Source organism: Streptosporangium sp. H16 (assembly GCF_051918855.1).
GTDB lineage: Bacteria > Actinomycetota > Actinomycetes > Streptosporangiales > Streptosporangiaceae > Streptosporangium.
Genome location: NZ_JBPXMD010000014.1, coordinates 22,580 through 43,016 on the forward strand (window position 1 = coordinate 22,580; position 20,437 = coordinate 43,016).

Below are 20,437 nucleotides of genomic sequence, written 5' to 3' on the forward strand. Positions count from 1 at the left end.
CCGTACCGCCCGCATCAGGCACCACCCGAACCCGCCCCGGCCACACGCCGTAACGCGGCCGAACGTATCGCCGTCACCGTCAGCGCGGCGGTCAGCGCGGCGACCACGGCCAGCAGTGCCAGGCCCAGGGCGTAGGACCCGAACCGACCGTAGACGAAACCCATCACCAGGGGCGGGACGAACCCGCCCAGACCACCGGCGGCTCCGACCAGGCCGGTGATCGAACCCACCTTGTCGGCCGGGGCGCCCTGGGCGACCAGCGCGAAGGTGGCTCCACTGCCGATGCCGAGAGCCGCGGCCATGGCCAGGAACGCGATCGTGCCCACGGGCATCAGGGCCGGGGTGAAGGCTTGCGTCGTGGCTCCGGTGACGACCACGAGATAGCCGAGGGCCAGGATCGGCACCGGCCCGAACCGATCGGACAGCCAGCCGCCGACGGGACGCATCAGGACCGCCAGCAGCACGAAGCCCGCCATCCGATTAGCCGCGTCGGCCTGCTCCAGCCCGTAGGCGGTCTGCAGGTAAGCCGGCAGGTAGACCGAGAACGCGACATAACCGCCGAACGCCACCGCGTACAGCACGCAGGCCTGCCAGGTGATCGGCAGTCTCGCGGCGGCCCTCAGGCGCGCCCCGAGTGGCTGGGACGGGACCGTGCGCCCGGGTGCGTCACGCATCATCGTCCAGGCGATGACGGCATAGACCGCCAGCACGATCGCGGTGAGCAGGAAGGGCGCCGCCGAACCAGCGGATTTCACAAGCTTGACCGTGGTCAGGGCGCTGATCGCGGTGCCACCCATGCCCACTCCGAAAACCCCGATGGCCAGACCCCTGCGGTGCGGGGGAAACCAGGCGCTGACGAAGGGCACTCCCACGGCGAACACGGTCCCGCCGATGCCCAGGAAGAAACCGCCCGCCAGCAGCGCCGCGAATGAATTCTGCCCCGCCACGCCAATGAACAGGACCGGGACGATGGTGGCGGCCGAGACCAGCGGGAACATCACCCTGCCGCCGAAGCGGTCGGCGAGCGCGCCGACGGGGATACGCCCCAGCGAGCCGACGATCACCGGGATCGCGACCAGCAGAGCCTGCTGAGAGGCCGACAGGCTCAGCAGTTCCTTGAACCTCGGGCCCAGAAGTTCACCGCGAAGCCCAGCGTCGCCAGCCCGAGCATCACCAGCGATTGACGGCCGGCGCCGGTCGGCGCTTCATCTTCGGCCTTGGCGGCGCTCGTCACGTCTCCCCGTGTCGCATCTGTCATTAACCTGCTTCTCCCCCGTTTGGCGGTGGTATGCCCAAGATGGCGGCCAGACCCCTGCCATCACAGTGCCAACAGGCTCACTTCGGACGCCGCCCAAAGTCCCTTTCGTGAGTGACTTTCGACCTGTTCCACGACGGAGCTGTCAATAAACGCATAAATAGGAGGCGCTGCACGCCTTCTTTGACTCCGCCAGGGCCCCGCCGGCGCGCCTCGATCGAAGGGTGCGCCGCCCATACCGGTTACCGCATCGTCCGCTGGATCGAAGACCCTCTCTGTCGGACTGCTGCGAGATGTGGGACGTATAAGCCTTTTAATGTGAAGCAGGACGAGACAGGACCACCAAGACAGTGCCGGGTTCCCCGGCTCTGCGGGACCTTCGGAGTCGGTGTTCCCCTCGGATCCCGGCCGGTGCCGGGATCAGTATCGTCGCGGCACGCTCCGCGCCCACCCACAGGCCATCGGCCCGAAGCTGTTTCAGCGACGACCGGGTATCCGGGTAGAGATCATCCTCACTGAACCACTCGGCCGTCCCGCAGCGGCACGCTTCTCCCGCTCCTCGTACAGGTCGAAGCCCGGACGAAAAATCTGGAACGTCTCTCGGTAGTCCAGCTCGCGCGCGATCACCGCACCGAAGGTATGCCGGGGAACGCCCAGCCAGTCGGCCCACGTGCTGTACTCACGCGTCTCGTCCACCAGACACTCACCGACGTCGAACACCACAGCTCTGATCACGACCAGCAGCCTACGACGCACCACCGGCCTCTATCCATCGGCCTCGGGCGGTGAACCTGCCTGAAGTCGCGATCCTGTCTCTCTCGTCGGGGGTTGTTCGGCGGATGGCCTCCGCCTTGCGGCTGGGCGGGGTGCGGAGGCCCTGGCATGGGCCGCTCGTTCACCGGGGAAAGCCGGTCAACGTGGGGCGGAGTACGCCCCTCCGGCCCGGCCGGCACTTTGGGTGAGCACCTCCAGGGGGTTGGCCAGTACCTCGGAGAAGGCGAGCTCGGCCGCGCCGGTCAGGGTGGCGTCGTCGCCGAGGGCCGAGGTGCGCAGCCGCACCCTCTCCCGGGAGATCACCAGCACGTTGGCCTCGACCCGGCTGTGGACCTGGGCCGCCGAGCCCTGGTAGACCTCGCGCAGCATCCCGCCGAAGATCACAAGGCCGGGGTTGAAGAGGTTGATCAGGTTCGCCACCCCGATGCCGAGCCAGTCGCCGATCCGGCGCAGCGCCTCCACGGCCGCGACGTCCCCGCGCCCGGCGGCGTCCACCACGGCCCGTACGCCCTCGCGGCCGGTCAGCTCGGAGGAGCGGCCGGCGGCGTCGATCAGGGCCTGCTCGCCGACCTCCGCCTCCAGGCAGCCGTGCGAGCCGCACCCGCAGGGCCGCCCGTTGTACGGGTTCACCATCATGTGCCCGAGCTCGCAGCCGTACCCGCCGTCGCCGTCGAGCAGCTTGCCGCCGACGATGATCCCGCCGCCCACGCCGACGTCCCCGTGCAGGTAGACCAGGTTCCGGAAGCCGACGCCCACCCCGCGCTCGTGCTCGGCCAGCGCGCCCAGGTGGGCCTCGTTGCCCACCGACACCGGCAGCCCGAGCCCCAGCCTGAGACCGAGCTCGGTGCCGAAGGCCTGGTCCACCCAGCCCATGTTCGGCCCGAAACGCACCATCCCGTCACCGGGCCGGATCATGCCGCAGTAGGCCGCGCCGACCCCGACGCACACCGCGTCCGGGCGTGCCTCGCGGTACATCTGGCGGGCGAACCCGGCGAGGGTCCCGACCACGTCGTCGAGGTCGGCCCCGGCGCGCGGCCGGACCGCCTCCCTGCGGTCCAGGACCGTTCCGCCCAGCCCGACCCTGGCGGCGACCAGCCGGTCCACCCGGACGTCGAAGGCGATCACGTAGACCCGGTCGGACTCCGGCCGGACCACCAGCGACGGCCGGCCCGCCCTGCCGGTGTCCTTGGGGAGTTCCTCGCGGACCAGGCCCGCCGCGGTGAGCTCCCCGGTCAGCCCCATGATCGTGCTGCGGTTCAGGCCCATCCGGTCGGCCAGTTCGGTGCGGGAGAGCGGGCCGCCCAGGTGCACGTGCCGGAGCAGGGCGCCAAGGTTGTGCTGGCGGATCTCCTCCTGGGACCGACCGGCTTTCAGCATCGTGGGGATCCTGACGACTCGGGGCTTGCCATCGTTGCGCGCCGCATCGGCGGGACGGGGCGGCCACGCCGACCGCGAGCACTGGAACAGATCCTGTCACACCAGGACAACACCGGCCGGTGGCCGCGAGAGTATTTCCCCGTTGCTCCCGGCCGGTGGGTGCGGGATGTCCGGATGTCCACCTTCGGGCCGGTGGAGGGCCGGTGGAGGGCCGGTGGAGGGCAGGGCGTCGGCGATCGTGGCCGGGCGTGCTACCCGCCCGTCCGATGGCGGCTCGGGGACACGCCGCGTACTCGTTTGAAAGCCACGCTCAGCGCGAAGGCGTTGGCGTAGCCGACGTCCCGGGCGACCGAGTCGATCGTGGTGTCGGAGGAGCGCAGCAGATCGGCGGCGAGCGCCATTCGCCAGCCGGTGAGATACGCCATGGGGGGCTCCCCCACGAGGGTGGTGAACCGGCGCGCGAACGCCGCGCGCGAGGCGCCCACCTTTTCCGCCAGTGAGGCCACCGTCCACGGGCGGGCCGGGTCGTCGTGGATCAGCCGCAATGCCGGACCGATCAACGGATCGCTCTGCGCCCGGTACCAGCCGGGCACCTGAGCCTCGGGGCGGGCGAACCAGGCGCGCAGGGTCGCGAGCAGCGCCAGATCCAGAAGCCGGTCAAGGACGACCTGCTGGCCGGGCCCTTCGCTGTTGACCTCTTGAGCGAGCAGCTCCATGATCGGGGACTGCTCGCTCGACCGCGGCACGAGCACGACCTCCGGCAGGGCGTTCAGGAGCCGCTCGCTCACATCTCCGCTGACCTGGTAGGTCCCGCTGGCCACGATCGCCGACCCGTCAGGGGTGCGTCCGCTCGTGCGCGGCCCGAGCCGCAACTCGTCGGTGACGTCGATGCCGTCCATGGTGGTCAGCCGGTTGCCCGGATGGACGATGATCTCCGGCGGGGTCGATGGATCGTCGCTGATCGTGTACGGATCCGGGCCCTTGACGATGGCCACGTCCCCGGTGCGCATCAGCACCGGCTCACCCCTGTCGAGCATGATCCAGGCGTGCCCGCGCAGCGTGGTGGCCAGGGCGAGCGGGGCGCCGTCGGAGATCCGCAGCGACCACGGTGGTTCCAGGATCGCCTGACAGAACGCCGCGCTTCGGGCACGAACGCCGTCGAGCAGGTCAGCGAGCGGATCCACCACCTCAGTTTAGACGGACAGAAATGGAAGTGAGCGTACGGAATATGGATCGTCTCTCCCGGCGCGTGTTCACTGGGGTGTGACCCACCTCGACGACTCACCGGAGGTATCCGATGTACGCGATCACAGGAGTGACAGGCCACGTGGGAGGGGCGGCGGCCCGGGACCTCCTGGCCAAGGGGGAACCGGTGCGAGCCGTGGTCCGCGACGCGGCCAGGAGCGCGGAATGGATCGGAGCGGGAGCCGAGGTCTCCGTCGCCGACTTCGGCGACAGGGCGGCGCTGGCGGAGGCGTTCCGCGGTTGCCGCGGGGCGTTCGTCCTGCTGCCGACGGATCCGGTGGCGGCCGACGCCGACGTCTACCATCGCCTGCTGGCCGACTCGATCGCCGGTGCGGTCCTGGACAGCGGCGTCCCGCACGTGGTGATGCTGTCCTCGATCGGGGCCGAGCTGGCCGAGGGCACCGGTCCCATCCGCTGGCTCCACCATATGGAGAACAGGCTGCGAGAGACGGGCGTGCTCCTGACCGCGATTCGCTCGTCGCACTTCCAGGAGAAGGTCGAAACGGTGCTCGGCGCCGCTCTCGGGGCCGGCGTCTACCCGGTCTTCGGCGCGTCGGCCGATGTGCCCGTCCCGATGGTCGCGACACGCGACATCGGCAGGGTGGTCGCCGAATCCCTCACGGCGCCCGCCACGGCCGGCGAGATCATCGATCTGGACGGTCATCAGTACTCGGAACGGCAGGTGGCCGAAGAGCTGGCGGCCGTTCTCGGCAGGCCGCTCACGGTGGTGACCATCCCGCAGCCCGCATGGGTCGGCACGATGGTGGAGGCGGGCGTTCCGCCCCAGCTCGCCGAGGAACTCGCCGGCCTGTACGACGCCGAGCAGCGAGGCATCCTCCAGCCCGGAGGCGACAGGCGGTTCACGTGCACGACCCCGCTCGGCGAGACACTGCGCCATCTCGTGAAGACCACTCTTTGAGCTGGGCCGAAGGGCTCTCACCGGATGGTCTCGGCGCTGAGCCCGAGGCCGGCGACGTCGCGACCGGCTGAGATCCGGTACGCGACGGCCGGGCCGCAGCGGGAATTCAGCGGGGCGGTCGGCCTCACACCACGGCATCGGCGACATCGGCGACATCGGTGGCCTCGGCGATTTCGGCGGTGGCGTGCAGGGTGGTCAAGATGGTCAGGATCCGCTCGGCGTCGGTGAGCAGGCTTCCGGTCACGGCCCAGCCATGCGGCTGGTCCAGCCGGCCGGTGCGGACCTCTTCGGTCATCTGTTCCTGGATCGCGCCGGCCCGCTCCAGCGCGGCGGAGATCACCGCGTTCAGCCTCGCGGGCTCATCGGCGGTGCGCATCTGCGCCTGGAGCGCCTGGGCGAGCAGGTCCAGCAGCGCGGCGTAGTCGCGGGCGAACTCGTCGCTGATCCACGGCGGAGCGTCGGCGTGGCGGTGCCGGCGCTGGGCGGCATAAGCCAGCGCTCGTACCAGGGCGTGGATGTGCACGCCGATCTCGCTCATCGCCTCCAGCAGCCCTTCGTGATCATCGTTCGTCTCGGGGACGCGGGTGCGGCGCAGGTTGTAGCGGCGGCTTTCCGCGCCGGCGGCGATGGCCGCACTCGCTCGGGCCAGATGGGAGTCCAGCCGGGCGGCGTGGCGCTGCCAGCCGGGCAGGTCCGACAGATCACAACGCTCGCGCAACCCGCCTGCCACGGCCTCCAGCAGTTCGGCGGCCTCCTTGCTCAGCCGGCGCACCGCATCATAGGGGCGGCGCTGGTACAGCGGCGGCCACAGCATCGCGTTGACCACTCCTCCGGACAGCGCGCCGATGCCGGTGGCCACCACATAGGCCAGCAGATAACGCTCCTGGGAGGCGGCGCCGAACGACAGCATCAGCACCGCGGTGGTCGCCACGTCCGTGCCGTGCCGGCCCATCCGCCGCCAGCGAGCGGCCACCAGCGCCGGTGGCACGACCAGCACCAGGCTGAAGGCGTTGAGGCCGATCAGGTGGCCGACGCTGCCGGCCAGGATGACACCGGCGGCCACCGCGCACACCCGCCGCACCCCGTTGGTCAGTGTCTGGTACACCGTCGCGTGCACCATGATCACAGCGGTGGCCGGGGCGATCCACACCGTCTCGCGCGGCAGCAGCCGATCGGCCAGGAACCAGGCCAGCACCGCGGCCAGGGTCGCCTTGGCGATCTGGCGCAGCTCGAAGCGCTGCTCGGAATCTCGCCGGCCCAGCCCGGCCAGCTGGCCACGCAGATACCGCACCTCACGGCGAACCGTTGTCCGCAACCAGTTCATGTTCCGGTTAATCACCATGTGGCATTTACCTAATGTTGTGACCGGAAACCTGCGCCGGGCTCGCGACGACCAAAGGCCGGAAAGATCATCAGATGTCGACCCGGCGACCCCCTCCAGTCTCGGCACCAGCGACCATCGCCTGGCGAACGGTGAACGACACACGCCCCCTCGGGCAGTGTTTCCGCAGGTCGCGGTGACCATCCGCACCACGATCCATCTCACCGCCAACGGCTGTGTTCGCGGTCCTCGACCCCGCATCCGTGCCGCCCACCGGACCGGCGGGCGGGCCGGGGTCAGGGGGGTGCGTCGCCGCGTGCGGCCTCCTGGGCGCACACCTCGTCCAGGTCGTCGAGCCGCCGCATGCCGTGCACGCCGCGGGCCGTGCGCGGGTTGGCGGCCAGCCACTCCTGGTTGCGGGCGAAGAACCACCAGTAGCCCGCGGTGAACGGGCAGGCGTCCTCGCCGGTCCGCCGGGAGGGCCGGTAGCGGCAGGGCGCGCAGAAGTCGCTCATGCGGTTGATGTACGCGCCCCCGGCCGCGTACGGTTTGGTCGCCAGCATGCCGCCGTCGGCGTGCTGCGACATGCCGATCACGTTGGGCACCATCACCCAGTCGTACCCGTCGACGAAGCAGCGGTGGAACCAGTCGGTCAGCCGCGCGGGGTCGTACCCCCGCTGGAGCGCGAAGTTCCCGAGCACCATCAGCCGGACGATGTGGTGGGTGAATCCGGTGTCGCGCACCTGGGCGAGCGCCCACGACAGGCAGCGCGCCTCGACGGCGCCGGCGTCCAGCTCCTCGAACCAGGCGGGCGGCGCCGCGCGGGCCGACAGCCGGTTGAGGTCGCGGTAGTCCTCGCCGAAGTGCCAGTACAGGTGCCAGATGTAGTCGCGCCAGCCGATGAGTTGCCGCACGTAGCCCTCGACGCTCGCGAGCGGGGCGTGGCCCGCCCGGTAGGCGGCCTCGGCGGCCCGTACGCACGTCATGGGGTCGAGCAGCCCGAGGTTGATGGCGGGCGAGAGCATGCTGTGTGCCATGAACGGGTCGCCGGCGAGCATCGCGTCCTGGTGCGGGCCGAAGGCGGGCAGCCGGTGGCCGACGAAGCGCCGCAGCGCGCTGCGGGCCTCCGCGGCGGTGGCGGGGAACGTGCGCGGGCCGTCGCGCCCGACGAAGGACATCTCGCCGTCGCGTTCCCACCGGTCGAGGTCGTGGCGCACCCGCTCGTCGACCTCGTCCTCCTCGGCCGTCCACGGGCCGGGCACGTCCAGCCCTCCGGCGGGCGGCGGCTCGCGGTTGTCCGCGTCGAGGTTCCACCGGCCGCCGGCGGGCTCGTCGCCGTCCATGAGCACGTCCAGGCGGCGCCGGGCGTCGCGGTAGAAGTCCTCCATGAGCAGCCGGTGGCCGTCTCTGCCCTTGGCCCAGGCGGCGAACTCCTGCGCGGTGCTGGTGAACCCGCGCGAGGGCAGGACTGTCACCTCGGCGCGGCCCCGGACGAACGCGTCGGCCGCGTGGCTGGTGGGCCCGCAGACGGTGACCCGGCCGCCGGCGCGGCCGAGCGCCTCGGCGAAGGTGTCGGTCCGCAGGAACAGCGCGCGGTCGCCCAGCTCGGCCGCCCGGTGCCGCAGCGCCGAGAGCACCAGGTGCGCCTTCTGCCGGTGGTAGCGCCGCCGCCGCAGCACCGACCTGGCCTCGACCAGCAGCACCGGCTGGTCGTCGGAGTCGAGGAAGTGGTCCCCGAGCTGATCGGCGAAGAGCCATCGCCTGCCGTGTTCCCCCATGCCGCCATCTTGGCAGCTCGGCGCGCCGCTTCCTCCGCGCCTCGCTGGTCGAACCGCGTACGATACGGCTCCTCGTAGCGGCCGCGCCCGGCCGGCAGGGCGGCGTTCGCGCCGCCGGCTCGACGCCCCGGCCGGCAGCGGGCGCGGGTGGTCGTCGGAACGCGTCGTCGAGCCGGCGGCGCGGCTACTCGCGTGAGGATCCTTCCTCGACGCCGACGTCCCACGTCACAAGATCGGCGACAGGGCCGGTCAGCGTGCGGGCGCGTCAGCGGCGTCTTCGGGCCCCGCCGGTCCGGTGTCGCCGGTGGCGGCGTGAACCCGCAGGAGCCTCTCGACTCCGTGCAGGAAGGTCTCGCAGATCAGCACCGGGTCGAACAGGCAGCCGGCGGCCATGGCGCCGTCGCGCATCATCACGAAGTGGCGGCCGGCGGGCTCGGCTCCTGTCTCCCGGACCTCGGCCAGCAGTTCCGTGACGGTTTCCAGGAACCACTGGCGGTGGGCGAGCACGGCCTTGCGCACCGGGGACTCGGGGTCGGGAAACTCGGCGGCGGCGTTGAGGAAGGCGCATCCCCGGAAGCCGGGGGACCGGATGCCTTGGGCGATTGATTCGCCGAGGGCTCGGACGGTGCCGGCGGCCGGGAGCCCGGCGGCGAGGGCCTCGTCCGCCTGGCTTCGCATGATCCGGTCGACCACGTTCAGGTAGGCGAGGACGAGGTCTTCCTTGCCGGGGAAGTGCCGGTAGAGGGTGGCCCGCGTCACCTGCGCTTCCGCGACGATGCGATCGATGCCGACGGCGTGGATGCCCTCCGCGTAGAAGAGCCGGGTGGCCGTGTCGAGCAGCCGCGATCGCGCTTCGGACGGCCGGCCTTCGGATTGGCTGCGCATGCCGCCATTCTAATAGGTAGAACGTTCGGTCTTGACAGTCCGCGCCGCAGGTTGCCATGCTGTGTCGCGATAGAACGTTCTGTCTTGCGGGGAGTTGTTCCAGTGGTTCGTACATGCGAGCACGCACCGCCCCGCTGTTCATCGGTACAGCCGTGGTCACCCGCGGCCGGCCTGTCGGCGGCGACCCCGACGTCAAGGCCCTGGTCTACGTGGCCGGCCAGGTCCTGGACGCGGGAGAAAGCCCGGGCTCGCCGGCCCGGATTCCCGCTGAGCACCCCATGCCGGCACCGCGGACGACCGAGATCCTGACCGTCGCCGCCGACCTGATCGAGAAGGCCGGCCGCGGGACGCGCTGAACCGCTCTCCTCGTCACTTCTCCACTGAAAGGCTCACCATGAGCACCATCGTTGCTTCGCCCCATGTTTCCGGGACCGCGTCCGCGCTGCGGCGGCTGTACTTCGTCCGGTTCGCGTTCGCCATCGTCTGGGCCCTCGCGATGTTCACGACCGCCTCGCAACTGGGTCCGGTCGCGGTCACTCTGCTCGTGCTCTACCCGCTGTTCGACGTGGCCGCCGCCGTCATCGACGCCCGCGCGACGCGCACCACCGGATCACCCGCCCTGCTGTACGTGAACATCGCGGCCAGTCTGATCACCGCCGTCGGCGTGGCCGTCGCCTGCGCGTCCGGTATCCCGGCGGTGCTGCGCGTGTGGGGCGCCTGGGCGATCGTGGCCGGGCTGGTCCAGCTGATCGTGGGTGTCACCCGCCGCAAGATGGGCGGCCAGTGGCCGATGATCATCAGCGGCGGCATCTCCGTACTCGCCGGTGCGTCGTTCATCGCCGGTGCCTCCGCGGCCAACCCGACGCTGATCAACGCGGCCGGCTACGCCATCCCCGGCGGCATCTTCTTCCTCATCTCGGCCCTCCGTCTCGGCCGCGCCGCGAAGGGGAACTGACGCGACTCCTCCGCTTCCTGAAGGAAGCGGCTTCTCGCTGAGCTGCTTGCGCAGCCCGACGAAGGGCAAGCCCTGCCCTGAGAACGTCGATCCCCACTGCGGCGCCCGCTCCACCGGTCAGGCCGGTTTTTCACCGTATTTATTTATCTTTGCGGCCTGCTGCTGATAACAGATCGGTAAGACCGTACTGTCATGGGCCGCATACAGTGGGTGATTTTGCCAGGGTGAGGAGGCCAGACGCGACACGGGAGGCGAGATGCACGGTGAGCACGATCGCACTCACGGCCACGGCCTCAAGGCGAGACCGCGAGGGCGCATGCCGTACGCCGACCCGCCGCTCCCGCCTCCCGCAGAACCTCCGCACCCCGCCGGGTTCCCCGGCTCCGCGGGGCCTCCGGAGCCGGCCGGGCCGCCGCGATCCGTACGCCTTCCGGAGTCTTCGCGCGCCGGGCGCGTTCCGGCGCCCTCGGAGCCTCCGCGACCCGGGGGGTTTCCGGAGTCCCGGACGCCCGCGGAGCCGGCGCTTCCCTCGGATCCCGGCCGGAGCGAGGGGGAGGGGGCGTCGGTGCCGCGCGGGCCCGCGCGGCACTGGAAGGACGAGGAAACGGGCAACGCGAACGACGCGGGCGACGCGGGCGACACGGATGACGCTGCCACCCGTCCGATGGTCCGCCACTCCTGGACATACCTCGACAGCAGGCCGTTCTCCATGCCCCCGCCCCCCAGCCCGTGGCGGCGGCCCTGGGCCCGCCTCTCGCGCGACCAGCTTCTGAGGCCCGCGCTGATCGCCGGGTTCCTCGCCGCCGCGGGGGTCGGCGTCTGGTCGTCCGGCTGGTCCCCGTGGGGCGGGGTGCCCATCGCCGGCACGTCGCCCGCGTCTCCCGGGGAACGCCTCCTCGCCGGGCGCGACATGGTGATCACCCCCTCGCGGGCCCCGGTGGTGGCCGAGACGGACGCGAAGGCGCCGGCGGGGAAGCGGAAGGCCCTCGAGGGCGAGAAGGGGCCGGGCGCGGCGGGAGCCGGCGGTGGCGGCGGGAAGAAGGTTCCGGGGCGTGATCCGGAGCGGGTGCTCCCGGCGGAACGGGCCCTTTCCGGCGCCGGAAACATCCGGGACGAGTGGGTCGAGCGGGTGGAGCGTGCCCAGACCGTCAAGAAGCCGGCCAAGCGGGCCGGGCGGCACCGCGAGGGTGAGGGCTCCGCGCGGGCCGGTGCCGGGCCGGGAGGGACGGGCGGGGCGGGAACCGCCGCGCCGGGGACCGGTGCCAGGCGGGCGAACGGAGGCGCCGGGCATGAGAGCGGAGGCCGGGGGGGCGGAGGCGCCGGGCGGCGCACCGCGAGCACCGGCGGGGACGCGGGGAGTGCAGGGACGGCGGGACGGCCGCGCTCAGGGAAACAGGGCTCAGGGAAACAGGGCTCAGGGACGCAGGGCTCAGGGACGCAGGGCTCAGGGACGCAGGGTTCCGCCGGGCAGGAGGGCAGGTCACAGCCCCGGGCGGGCAGGACGGGCACGCCGGCCACCAGGTCGCCGTCGCCCTCGGCCTCCAGGAACAGGCCGTCGGCCACCGGGGGCGCCGCCGGCATCAGCGCCGCCTACGCCTGCCGCCACCTGCCTTCCGGGGACTGGCGCCACGCCTACTGCGTGCGCGTGTGGAACGACTACAAGACCAGGAACGGCCTGCCCTGAGGCCTGGCTGACACCTCGAGGTGGCGGAGCCGGAGCATGACGGATGCCAGGGTGGCACCTGCGAGCCGGCGCCCGGCGAGCTTGCCCGGAGCGGGTGGCGACGGCTCGCCACCCGACCCCCGGGCACGTGCCACGCCGCTTGACCGACCGGGCTCAAACCACCGCGGCTCGGCGGCGGTACCGGCCGGGCGCCACACCGAACTCCCGCTTGAAGGCGTTGCCGAAGGCGAACTCCGACCCGTACCCCACCCGCTCGGCCACCTCCGCCACCGACGCGTCGGACTCGCGCAGCATGCGCGCCCCGCTCACCAGCCGCCACCAGGTCAGGTACGCCAGTGGCGGCTGCCCGGCCAGCCCCGTGAAGCGGCGGGCGAAGCCGGCGCGGGACATGCCCGCGTGGGCGCCGAGCGACTCGACCGTCCAGCGGCGGGCCGGGTCGCGGTGGATGGCGTCGAGCGCGCGGCCGATGGCGGGGTCGGCCAGCGCGGCGGCCCAGCCGGACAGCGTGCAGGGCTCGTCCTGGGTCTCGAAGTAGGCCCGCAGGACGTACAGCTGCAGCATGTCCAGCAGGGACGACACGACGGTGTCCGTGCCGGGGCGCGGGGTGTCGATCTCAGCGGCCAGCAGCTCGATGGCGGCCCGCAACTCCGGATGGCTGCCGAGCGTCGCGGGCAGGTGGATCACGCTGGGCAGCGAGGCCAGGATCGGGTGAGTCCTGCCGAGGTCGAGCTGGTAGCCGCAGGCCAGGATCACCGTCTCGGGCCCGGCGCCACCGAAACCGGCCGAGGCGAACAGCTCCGAGTGCGAGGCGCAGTCCGACTCGACGAGCGGTCTCGCGGGATCGTCGGCCAGTCCGAACGAGTCGCTGTGCGGTATGAACACCACGTCGCCCACGCTCAGCGGAACGGGCTCGCCATCGGGGGGAATGAGCCAGCAGGACCCGCGCAACACCACCTGGAAACCCGCGGAACCGGGCGCCGCGCGAAACGACACGCCCCAGGGAGCCCGCCAGGAGACGCGGGCGGAGGAGGGGCGCCCACTTCGCATGAAGGACACCACGTCGCTCAGCATATCCATACGTCGAGTCTATAGTCTGAGACGCTCGCGTATAAATATTGGACAGGCACGCATTCAGTATCTCAGCAGCTCTCCCTACTGTTGGTTCGCGTAACCAATCGAGGGAGCATCGACATGCTGAAGGTAGGCATCATCCTGGGCAGCACCCGCCCCGGCCGCAACGGCGAGGTGGTGGCGCGATGGGTCCGCGATCTGGCGGTCAAGCGAGGCGACGCCGAGTACGAGCTCGTCGATCTGAAGGACTACGACCTGGGCAACCTGGACGAGCCCGAGCACCCCGCCACGGGCGACTACCGGCACGAACACACCAAGCGCTGGTCGGCCAGGATCTCGCCCCTGGACGCGTTCGTGATCGTGACCCCCGAGTACAACAACTCGTACCCCGGCGCGCTCAAGAACGCCCTCGACTTCCTGTACGCGGAATGGCACAACAAGGCGGCCGGTTTCGTCGGCTACGGCGTGGACGGCGCGCCCCGGGCGATCTCGCACCTGCGGCACGTCCTGGGCCTGCTCAGCGTGGCCACCGTGTCGAACCAGGTGGGGCTGTCGATCCACACCGACTTCGCGGACGGCTTCAAGCCCGCCGCCGCCCACGAGGACCGGCTGAACCTCGTCCTCGACCAGGTCCTCGCCTGGGGCTCCGCCTTGCGCCCGCTCAGGGGCTGAGCGGAACCGGCAGGAGTCCTCGTCCGCTACCTCGTCGCCCTCCTCTGGACGGTCCTCATGTCCGTGGGCCTGTTCGCCGGATACGCCTCGAGCGACCTCCCGGGCCCCTGGGGCGATCTCGCTCTCGTGCTCGGACCCGGCCTGCTCGTGACAGTGGTGGTCTTGCGACATCTCCGCATGTGTAGGCCTCGGTGCGCCGGCGCCTTATCTGGTCGCCCGACCGCCCGGTCGTGCGGGATCAGTACCTCCCGGCGCGGCGCATGGCGCGGGGGCGGCCGTCGGGGTCGCAGAGGAAGCGGTAGAACGGGGTGGCCCAGGCGGTGGTCCACGGGGACATCCGCGGCACCTCGTAGGCGCGGAGCCGTCCGGGGGGCCGGGGGTCGCGGCGGCCCTCGGCGTACCAGCGTTCGAGTTGCGCCGCGGAGGAGGCGAAGGCGTCGAAGAAGGAGGCGGGGTCGAGCAGGTCCGCGTCGGAGCCCTCGTGCCGGTCGAGGTGCTCGCGGGCGAGGGTGAGGCGCAGGTCCCTGGGCAGGCGGCGGGCGCCGTCGCCGAGGCCTCCGGGGTCGAGTGGTTCGCGGCCGTCGGGGGTCTCGTCGAGCACCGCGCAGGTCAGCTCGGAGTCGTAGGTCCAGGAGCGCCGGTTGAAGTTGTCGGAGCCGATGGTCGACCACACGTCGTCGATGACGCAGACCTTGGCGTGGACGTACACCGGGGTGCCCTCCCGGTTCTCGACCCCGTAGACCGCGACCCGGTCGCCGCCCGCGCGCTTCAGGACGTCCAGCGCCTGGTTGCGGCCCAGGATCTGCGGGACACCGCTGATCAGGCCGTCCTGGTCGGGGTGGAGCGGCAGGACGCTGATCATCCTCAGTTCCGGGTTGGTCTTCAGCGCCTCGGCGAAGGACTCGGCGACCTGGGGCGACCACAGGTACTGGTCCTCGATGTAGATCAGGCTGCGGGCGCGGCGCAGGGCCTTGAGGTAGCCGCGGGCGACGCTGCGCTCCCCGCGCGGCGCGAAGGAGTAGCGGGTCCTGCGGTGGGCGTAGGTGCGCAGGAGCTGTACGGCGTGCGGGCCGCAGGCAGGCGGGTCGGGCGGCTGCGGGGGCAGCGGATCCGGCTGGGTGTCCTCGCGCCGGACCAGGTCGGCGACGCGGTGCACGGGGTTGCGGGTCAGAGGCTGGGGATCCTCCCAGCGCTCCCTGAAGACGGTCTCGACGTCGCCGACGGCCGGTCCCTGGATCGCGGCCTGCACGTCGTGCCAGGGCGGGCGGCTGCCGTACACCTTGGCCATGGGGGCGGCCTGCGCGTCGCCCTCGTGGGAGGAGTCGTCTCGGCGGCTCCAGCACAGGTCGATGCCGCCGACGAACGCGATGTCGCGCCGGGGGTCGTCGCGGTGGCGCAGCACCACCAGCTTTTGGTGGTGCGAGCCTCCCATGGGGACGCGCATGTCGCGCAGGCACTCCCCGCCCGCCTCCTCGATGGCGTCGCCGAGGTGGCGGTTCTCCTCCGCGCTGAAGAAGAGCTTGTCCCAGTGCGAGCGCCACAGGAGGCCCTTGACCACGACGCCGCGCCTGGCGGCCTCGGCGAACACGCCGGCGACCTCCGTGCCGGGGCCGTCCAGCCTTTCTCCGGGGTCGCCGCGCCAGTCGGTGAACATCAGCAGGTCCCCCGAGCGCAGCTCGCGGACGCGAGAGAGCAGCTCGGTGAAGTAGGGCGCGCCGTGCGGGATGGGTCGCACGGTGTTGCCGTGCGACCAGGCGGTCCCGCCGTCGTGCCGGGTGTCGATCCGGGACGCCGGGTTGCCGCGCTCCTCGCGGTCGAGAAACCAGTTGTCTTCGGTCACCATGCCCGATCTACCCAATTTTTATATGTTTCCACCCGTCGGGGCTGGACGATCACCGCTTCGGCTCGCAGCCCCCGGGGCCGCGGGGGCGCAGGCGCGTAACTTCCGGCGCTCCCGCATCAGGGGACTGACCTGGGAAGCCCTGACAAGGGGTTTACACGAAGTTGCCTGCGTGTTAAAAATCTGTAACTCCTACATCGGGTCGCGAAAAAAACAGACTGCTGGTCTCCATCGGCCTGTCCCGGAGACGGCACCCTCCGGGACCGCGCGCAACAACCGCACCACCGCACCACCAGACCCGGCATCATCCGGTAGCGCGTGACAGCGCTGCCGGACGGCATAAGCGCGGCGGCGCGCGCCTTGCCTGACTGATCCCCCCAAGTCAGGAAAGGACCCTCCATGTCCCCACGCCCTCGGCCGTGGGCCAGGCTGCTGACCGCGGCCCTGCTCATCACCACCGGCGCCGTGGCCACCGGCCCGGCGGCCCACGCGGCCACCGGATCGACGGCCTCGGCGGCCACCGGATCGGCCACCGGCGCGGCGGCCCGCGCGATGGTCGACATCCCGGCCTCCGACTACCAGCAGGTCCCCCTGGCCACCGGCTCGAGCGAACTCGGCGAGGCCATGTCGCTGACGGTGCTGCCCGACAGGTCGATCCTGCACACGGCGCGCGACGGCACGATCCGCCGTACGACCGCCGCCGGCGACACCACGACCGCCGGCAAGCTCGACGTCTACACCCACGACGAGGAGGGGCTGCAGGGCATCGCCGCCGACCCCGCCTTCGCCACCAACCGCTACGTGTACGTGTACTACTCGCCGAAGCTGAACACCCCGGGCGGTGACGCGCCCACCAGCGGCAGCGCGGCGACCTTCGAGGCGTGGAAGGGACACCTGAACTTGTCCCGGTTCACTCTCAAGGCCGACAACACCCTGGACCTGGCCAGCGAGAAGGTCGTGCTGGAGGTGCCCAATGACCGTGGCCAGTGCTGCCACGTGGGCGGTGACATCGACTTCGACGCGGCCGGGAACCTGTACCTGACCACGGGCGACGACACCAACCCGTTCGAGTCGAACTCCTACACCCCCATCGACGAGCGCACCGACCGCAACCCGCAGTTCGACGCCCAGCGCTCCTCGGGCAACACCAACGACCTGCGCGGCAAGGTGCTCCGCATCAAGCCGCAGGCGAACGGCACCTACACCATCCCCAGCGGCAACATGTTCGCCCCGGGTACGGCCAAGACCCGTCCCGAGATCTACGCGATGGGTTTCCGCAACCCGTTCCGGATGTCGGTCGACAAGGCCACCGGCATCGTCTACCTGGGCGACTACGGGCCGGACGCCGGCAGCACCAACTCCAGCCGCGGCCCCGCGGGCCAGGTGGAGTTCAACCGCATCACGGCCCCGGGCAACTACGGCTGGCCGTACTGCACCGGCACCAACACCACCGCCGAGACCTACAACGAGTACACCTTCCCGTCCGGACCGTCCCAGGCCAAGTACAACTGCGCCGGAGGCCCGACGAACAACTCGTTCCGCAACACCGGCCTGACCACCCTGCCCGCGGCCAAGCCCAGCTGGATCCGCTACGGCGGTGACGCCGGATCGCCGCCGGAGTTCGGCAGCGGCTCCGAGTCGCCGATGGGCGGCCCGGTCTACCGCTACGACGCGGCCCTGAACTCGGCCGTCAAGTTCCCCGCCTCGCTCAACGGCCGCTACTTCGCCGCCGAGTACGGCCGCCGCTGGATCAAGGCCATCGAGGTCACCTCCTCCGGCGCGCCCGGCACGATCGACGCCTTCCCGTGGACCGGCACCCAGGTCATGGACCTGACCTTCGGCCCCGACGGCGCCCTGTACGTGCTCGACTACGGCACCGGCTCCGGCAACCAGGCCCTCTACCGCGTCGAGTACATCGGGGGCAGCAACCGCAACCCGATCGCGAAGGCCGCCGCCAACAAGACCTCCGGGCCCGCCCCGCTGGCCGTCACCTTCTCCTCGGCGGGCAGCTCCGACCCCGAGGGCGGCGCGCTGACCTACTCGTGGAACTTCGGCAACGGCGCCACCTCCACCGCGGCCAACCCCACCTACACCTACACGACGAACGGCACCTACACCGCCACGCTGACCGTCAGGGACTCCGGCGGGCTGACCGGCACCGCGAACGTCACCATCACGGTCGGCAACACCGCGCCCACGGTGAACCTCGCCCAGCCCGTCAACGGGCAGCTGTTCTCCTTCGGCGACACGGTGCCCTTCCAGGTCAACGTCAGCGACCCCGAGGACGGGACCATCGACTGCACCAAGGTCAAGGTCACCTACCTGCTGGGCCACGACAGCCACGCGCACGAGATCACCAGCAGGAACGGCTGCTCGGGAAGCATCGCGGTCCCGACCGACGGTGAGCACGACAGCGCCGCGAACATCTACGGCGTCTTCGTCGCCAGCTACACCGACAAGGGCGGCCTGACCAGCGAGAGCACCCGCACCCTGCAGCCTCGCCACCGTCAGGCCGAGCACTTCGGTGCCCAGTCCGGCGTCCAGATCGCCGATCACGGCCCCGCCGAGGGCGCCAAGACCGCCGGGTTCATCGACAACGGCGACTGGATCTCCTTCACGCCGTACGCGCTCGGCAACGCGACCTCCATCACCGCCCGCGTCTCCTCCGGCGGTGTCGGCGGAACGCTCGAGGTGAGGGCGGGGTCGGCCACCGGCACGCTGCTCGGCACGGCCACCGTGCCGGTCACCGGCGGCTGGGAGACCTTCCAGAACGTCTCGGCCAACCTGAGCAACGCGCCCTCGGGCACCACCACGCTGTTCCTGGTCTTCAAGGGGGTCACGGGTCAGGGCAACCTCTTCGACCTCGACGCCTTCACCCTGAACACCGGTGGCAGCGGGACCAGCACCACGGTCGAGGGGGAGGCCTACACCTCCAGCTCCGGCGTGCAGCCGGCCGCCCACGCCGCGGCCAGCGGCGGCACCACCATGGGCTACATCGACAACGGCGACTGGGCCGGGTACGCCACGCTGACCGCTTCGGGGGCGAAGACCTTCAGCGCGCGCGTCTCCTCGGGCGGTCCCGGCGGCACCATCCAGGTGCGCGCGGGCTCGCAGACCGGGACGGTGCTCGGCTCGGTGGCCGTGCCCAACACCGGCAGCTGGGACACCTTCCAGAACGTCACCACCACCCTCACCGGGACGGGTTCAGGGTCGATCTTCCTGACCTTCACCGGCGGCTCGGGTTCGCTGCTGGACGTCGACACCATCACCATCACCAAGTAGTGACGTATCCCCGGTGCGGCGGTCTCCCGCCGCACCGGGGATACGTCCGCACACGAAAGGACAGCGATGCGCAGTCTCATCGCACGCGGGCTGGCGACAGTCGCGGCGGCCACCATGGCGGCCGCGACCGTGCTCGTCCCGGCAGCGGCCCAGGCCGCCGCCCCGTACGAGGTGCTGGTCTTCTCCAAGACGGCCGGGTTCCGCCACGACTCCATCCCGACCGGCATCCAGACCATCAGGGACCTGGGCGCCGCCAACGGCTTCACCGTGACCGCGACCGAGGACGCCAACGCCTTCAGCGCGTCCAACCTGGCCACGTACGAAGCCGTGATCTTCCTCAGCACCACCGGTGACGTCCTCAACGACACCCAGCAGACCGCGTTCCAGAACTACGTCAACGGCGGCGGCGGCTACCTCGGCATCCACGCGGCGGCCGACACCGAGTACGGCTGGGCCTACTACGGCCAGCTCGTCGGCGCCTGGTTCAACGGCCACCCCGCGATCCAGCAGGCCACCGTCAGGACCGAGGACAACACCCACCCGGCCACCTCCCACCTCGGCGCCACCTGGAGCCGCAGCGACGAGTGGTACAACTACGGCACCAACCCCCGCTCCACCGCGCGCGTCCTGCAGTCTCTCGACGAGAGCAGCTACAGCGGCGGCACCATGAACGGTGACCACCCCATCACCTGGTGCCACCCGCAGGGCTCTGGCCGCTCGTTCTACACGGGGCTGGGCCACACCATCCAGTCCTACGCGGAATCGGCCTTCCGCAGCCTGCTCCTCGGCGGCATCAGGTACGCCGCGGGACAGATCGCGGCCGACTGCAGCCCGAGGACCGGCGGCACCGGCACCACGGTCGAGGGGGAGGCCTACACCTCCAGCTTCGGCGTGCAGGTGGCGAACCACGGCCCGGCCAGCGGCGGCAGGACGGTGGGCTACATCGACAACGGCGACTGGGCCGGATACGCGTCGGTGAACGCCTCCGGGGCGAAGACCTTCAGCGCCCGCGTCTCCTCGGCGGGTGCCGGCGGCACCATCCGGGTCCGCGCCGGTTCGCAGACCGGGACGGTGCTCGGCTCGGTGGCCGTGCCCAACACCGGCAGCTGGGACACCTTCAGGACCGTCTCCACCACCCTCACCGCGACGGGCTCGGGGCCGATCTTCCTGACCTTCAGCGGCGGCTCCGGCTCGCTGTTCGACGTGGACACCTTCACCATCACCAGGTAGTGCCCGGCGGTCGGCGAGTGCCTCACACGATCGTGATCAACTTGATCGGTTGCTCGCGGAAGTGGTCGTACTCGTCGACCGCGCCCAGCAGGACGCCGGAGTCGCGCTCCTCGCGGCGCGCCACCGGGTGTCGCGGCCCGATGATCCTG

The 20,437-nt window shown here is 71.1% G+C and carries 17 protein-coding genes; 7 read left to right on the forward strand and 10 right to left on the reverse strand.

Going from position 1 to position 20,437, the window contains the following annotated elements:
* Positions 1 to 14 precede the first annotated feature (14 nt).
* The 5 genes from ACTOQ2_RS23300 to ACTOQ2_RS23320 form a co-directional block, all read right to left on the reverse strand.
* Positions 15 to 1,064, reverse strand: a complete 1,050-nt coding sequence (locus ACTOQ2_RS23300; protein ID WP_440102127.1) for an MFS transporter — start codon at positions 1,062 to 1,064, stop codon at positions 15 to 17.
* Positions 1,065 to 1,105: 41 nt separating this feature from the next.
* Positions 1,106 to 1,258 carry a hypothetical protein gene (locus ACTOQ2_RS23305; RefSeq protein ID WP_440102129.1) on the reverse strand — a complete coding sequence of 51 codons (153 nt, stop codon included), beginning with the start codon at positions 1,256 to 1,258 and terminating at the stop codon, positions 1,106 to 1,108.
* A 474-nt stretch (positions 1,259 to 1,732) separates the two neighbouring features.
* Positions 1,733 to 1,990, reverse strand: a complete 258-nt coding sequence (locus tag ACTOQ2_RS23310; RefSeq protein WP_440102131.1) for a hypothetical protein — start codon at positions 1,988 to 1,990, stop codon at positions 1,733 to 1,735.
* Positions 1,991 to 2,167: 177 nt separating this feature from the next.
* Entirely contained in the window at positions 2,168 to 3,406 is a 1,239-nt protein-coding gene (locus tag ACTOQ2_RS23315; RefSeq protein ID WP_440102133.1) for an ROK family transcriptional regulator, read from the reverse strand.
* A gap of 251 nt (positions 3,407 to 3,657) precedes the next feature.
* Positions 3,658 to 4,590: an AraC family transcriptional regulator gene (locus ACTOQ2_RS23320; RefSeq protein WP_440102135.1), complete on the reverse strand. Its 933-nt coding sequence runs from the start codon at positions 4,588 to 4,590 to the stop codon at positions 3,658 to 3,660.
* Positions 4,591 to 4,703: 113 nt separating this feature from the next.
* Between ACTOQ2_RS23320 and ACTOQ2_RS23325 the strand changes: the two genes are divergently transcribed.
* Positions 4,704 to 5,570, forward strand: coding sequence for an NmrA family NAD(P)-binding protein (locus ACTOQ2_RS23325; protein WP_440102137.1), 867 nt, complete (start codon positions 4,704 to 4,706; stop codon positions 5,568 to 5,570).
* A gap of 124 nt (positions 5,571 to 5,694) precedes the next feature.
* Here the strand turns inward: ACTOQ2_RS23325 and ACTOQ2_RS23330 are convergent, their stop codons facing one another.
* From ACTOQ2_RS23330 to ACTOQ2_RS23340, 3 genes are all read right to left on the reverse strand, one after another.
* Positions 5,695 to 6,885: an FUSC family protein gene (locus ACTOQ2_RS23330; RefSeq protein WP_440102139.1), complete on the reverse strand. Its 1,191-nt coding sequence runs from the start codon at positions 6,883 to 6,885 to the stop codon at positions 5,695 to 5,697.
* A gap of 302 nt (positions 6,886 to 7,187) precedes the next feature.
* Entirely contained in the window at positions 7,188 to 8,669 is a 1,482-nt protein-coding gene (locus tag ACTOQ2_RS23335; RefSeq protein ID WP_440102141.1) for a cryptochrome/photolyase family protein, read from the reverse strand.
* Positions 8,670 to 8,918: 249 nt separating this feature from the next.
* The gene (locus ACTOQ2_RS23340; protein ID WP_440102143.1) at positions 8,919 to 9,554 is read right to left on the reverse strand and encodes a TetR/AcrR family transcriptional regulator; all 636 of its coding nucleotides are present in this window, start codon (positions 9,552 to 9,554) and stop codon (positions 8,919 to 8,921) included.
* A 113-nt stretch (positions 9,555 to 9,667) separates the two neighbouring features.
* On the opposite strand from ACTOQ2_RS23340, the gene ACTOQ2_RS23345 reads away from it, so the two are divergent.
* From ACTOQ2_RS23345 to ACTOQ2_RS23355, 3 genes are all read left to right on the forward strand, one after another.
* A complete protein-coding gene (locus ACTOQ2_RS23345; RefSeq protein WP_440102145.1) occupies positions 9,668 to 9,910 on the forward strand; it encodes a hypothetical protein in 243 nt (80 codons plus the stop codon).
* Between the two features lie 38 nt (positions 9,911 to 9,948).
* Complete coding sequence (locus tag ACTOQ2_RS23350; RefSeq protein ID WP_440102147.1) at positions 9,949 to 10,509, forward strand: hypothetical protein; 561 nt, start codon at positions 9,949 to 9,951, stop codon at positions 10,507 to 10,509.
* A gap of 565 nt (positions 10,510 to 11,074) precedes the next feature.
* Positions 11,075 to 12,193, forward strand: coding sequence for a hypothetical protein (locus ACTOQ2_RS23355; RefSeq protein ID WP_440102149.1), 1,119 nt, complete (start codon positions 11,075 to 11,077; stop codon positions 12,191 to 12,193).
* A 153-nt stretch (positions 12,194 to 12,346) separates the two neighbouring features.
* On the opposite strand, the gene ACTOQ2_RS23360 is transcribed toward ACTOQ2_RS23355, so the two are convergent.
* Positions 12,347 to 13,270 carry an AraC family transcriptional regulator gene (locus tag ACTOQ2_RS23360; protein ID WP_440102151.1) on the reverse strand — a complete coding sequence of 308 codons (924 nt, stop codon included), beginning with the start codon at positions 13,268 to 13,270 and terminating at the stop codon, positions 12,347 to 12,349.
* A gap of 114 nt (positions 13,271 to 13,384) precedes the next feature.
* Here ACTOQ2_RS23360 and ACTOQ2_RS23365 point away from each other — a divergent pair, with 114 nt between their 5' ends.
* Positions 13,385 to 13,936 (forward strand): NADPH-dependent FMN reductase, encoded by a 552-nt coding sequence (locus ACTOQ2_RS23365; protein ID WP_440102153.1) that lies wholly within the window; start codon positions 13,385 to 13,387, stop codon positions 13,934 to 13,936.
* Between the two features lie 238 nt (positions 13,937 to 14,174).
* Here the strand turns inward: ACTOQ2_RS23365 and ACTOQ2_RS23370 are convergent, their stop codons facing one another.
* Positions 14,175 to 15,779 (reverse strand): phospholipase D family protein, encoded by a 1,605-nt coding sequence (locus ACTOQ2_RS23370; protein WP_440102155.1) that lies wholly within the window; start codon positions 15,777 to 15,779, stop codon positions 14,175 to 14,177.
* 396 nt (positions 15,780 to 16,175) lie between these two features.
* Between ACTOQ2_RS23370 and ACTOQ2_RS23375 the strand changes: the two genes are divergently transcribed.
* Complete coding sequence (locus tag ACTOQ2_RS23375; RefSeq protein WP_440102157.1) at positions 16,176 to 19,058, forward strand: carbohydrate-binding protein; 2,883 nt, start codon at positions 16,176 to 16,178, stop codon at positions 19,056 to 19,058.
* 66 nt (positions 19,059 to 19,124) lie between these two features.
* Positions 19,125 to 20,288 carry a ThuA domain-containing protein gene (locus ACTOQ2_RS23380; RefSeq protein WP_440102159.1) on the forward strand — a complete coding sequence of 388 codons (1,164 nt, stop codon included), beginning with the start codon at positions 19,125 to 19,127 and terminating at the stop codon, positions 20,286 to 20,288.
* The last annotated feature ends 149 nt before the right edge of the window (positions 20,289 to 20,437 follow it).

Coding starts and splice junctions, on each gene's coding strand:
- ACTOQ2_RS23340 (WP_440102143.1), bottom strand. CDS start 9,554: ATGCGCAGCCAATCCGAAGGCCGGCCGTCCGAAGCGCGATCGCGGCTG.
- ACTOQ2_RS23375 (WP_440102157.1), top strand. CDS start 16,176: ATGTCCCCACGCCCTCGGCCGTGGGCCAGGCTGCTGACCGCGGCCCTG.
- ACTOQ2_RS23365 (WP_440102153.1), top strand. CDS start 13,385: ATGCTGAAGGTAGGCATCATCCTGGGCAGCACCCGCCCCGGCCGCAAC.
- ACTOQ2_RS23360 (WP_440102151.1), bottom strand. CDS start 13,270: ATGGATATGCTGAGCGACGTGGTGTCCTTCATGCGAAGTGGGCGCCCC.
- ACTOQ2_RS23335 (WP_440102141.1), bottom strand. CDS start 8,669: ATGGGGGAACACGGCAGGCGATGGCTCTTCGCCGATCAGCTCGGGGAC.
- ACTOQ2_RS23315 (WP_440102133.1), bottom strand. CDS start 3,406: ATGCTGAAAGCCGGTCGGTCCCAGGAGGAGATCCGCCAGCACAACCTT.
- ACTOQ2_RS23345 (WP_440102145.1), top strand. CDS start 9,668: ATGCGAGCACGCACCGCCCCGCTGTTCATCGGTACAGCCGTGGTCACC.
- ACTOQ2_RS23380 (WP_440102159.1), top strand. CDS start 19,125: ATGCGCAGTCTCATCGCACGCGGGCTGGCGACAGTCGCGGCGGCCACC.
- ACTOQ2_RS23325 (WP_440102137.1), top strand. CDS start 4,704: ATGTACGCGATCACAGGAGTGACAGGCCACGTGGGAGGGGCGGCGGCC.
- ACTOQ2_RS23305 (WP_440102129.1), bottom strand. CDS start 1,258: ATGACAGATGCGACACGGGGAGACGTGACGAGCGCCGCCAAGGCCGAA.
- ACTOQ2_RS23370 (WP_440102155.1), bottom strand. CDS start 15,779: ATGGTGACCGAAGACAACTGGTTTCTCGACCGCGAGGAGCGCGGCAAC.
- ACTOQ2_RS23350 (WP_440102147.1), top strand. CDS start 9,949: ATGAGCACCATCGTTGCTTCGCCCCATGTTTCCGGGACCGCGTCCGCG.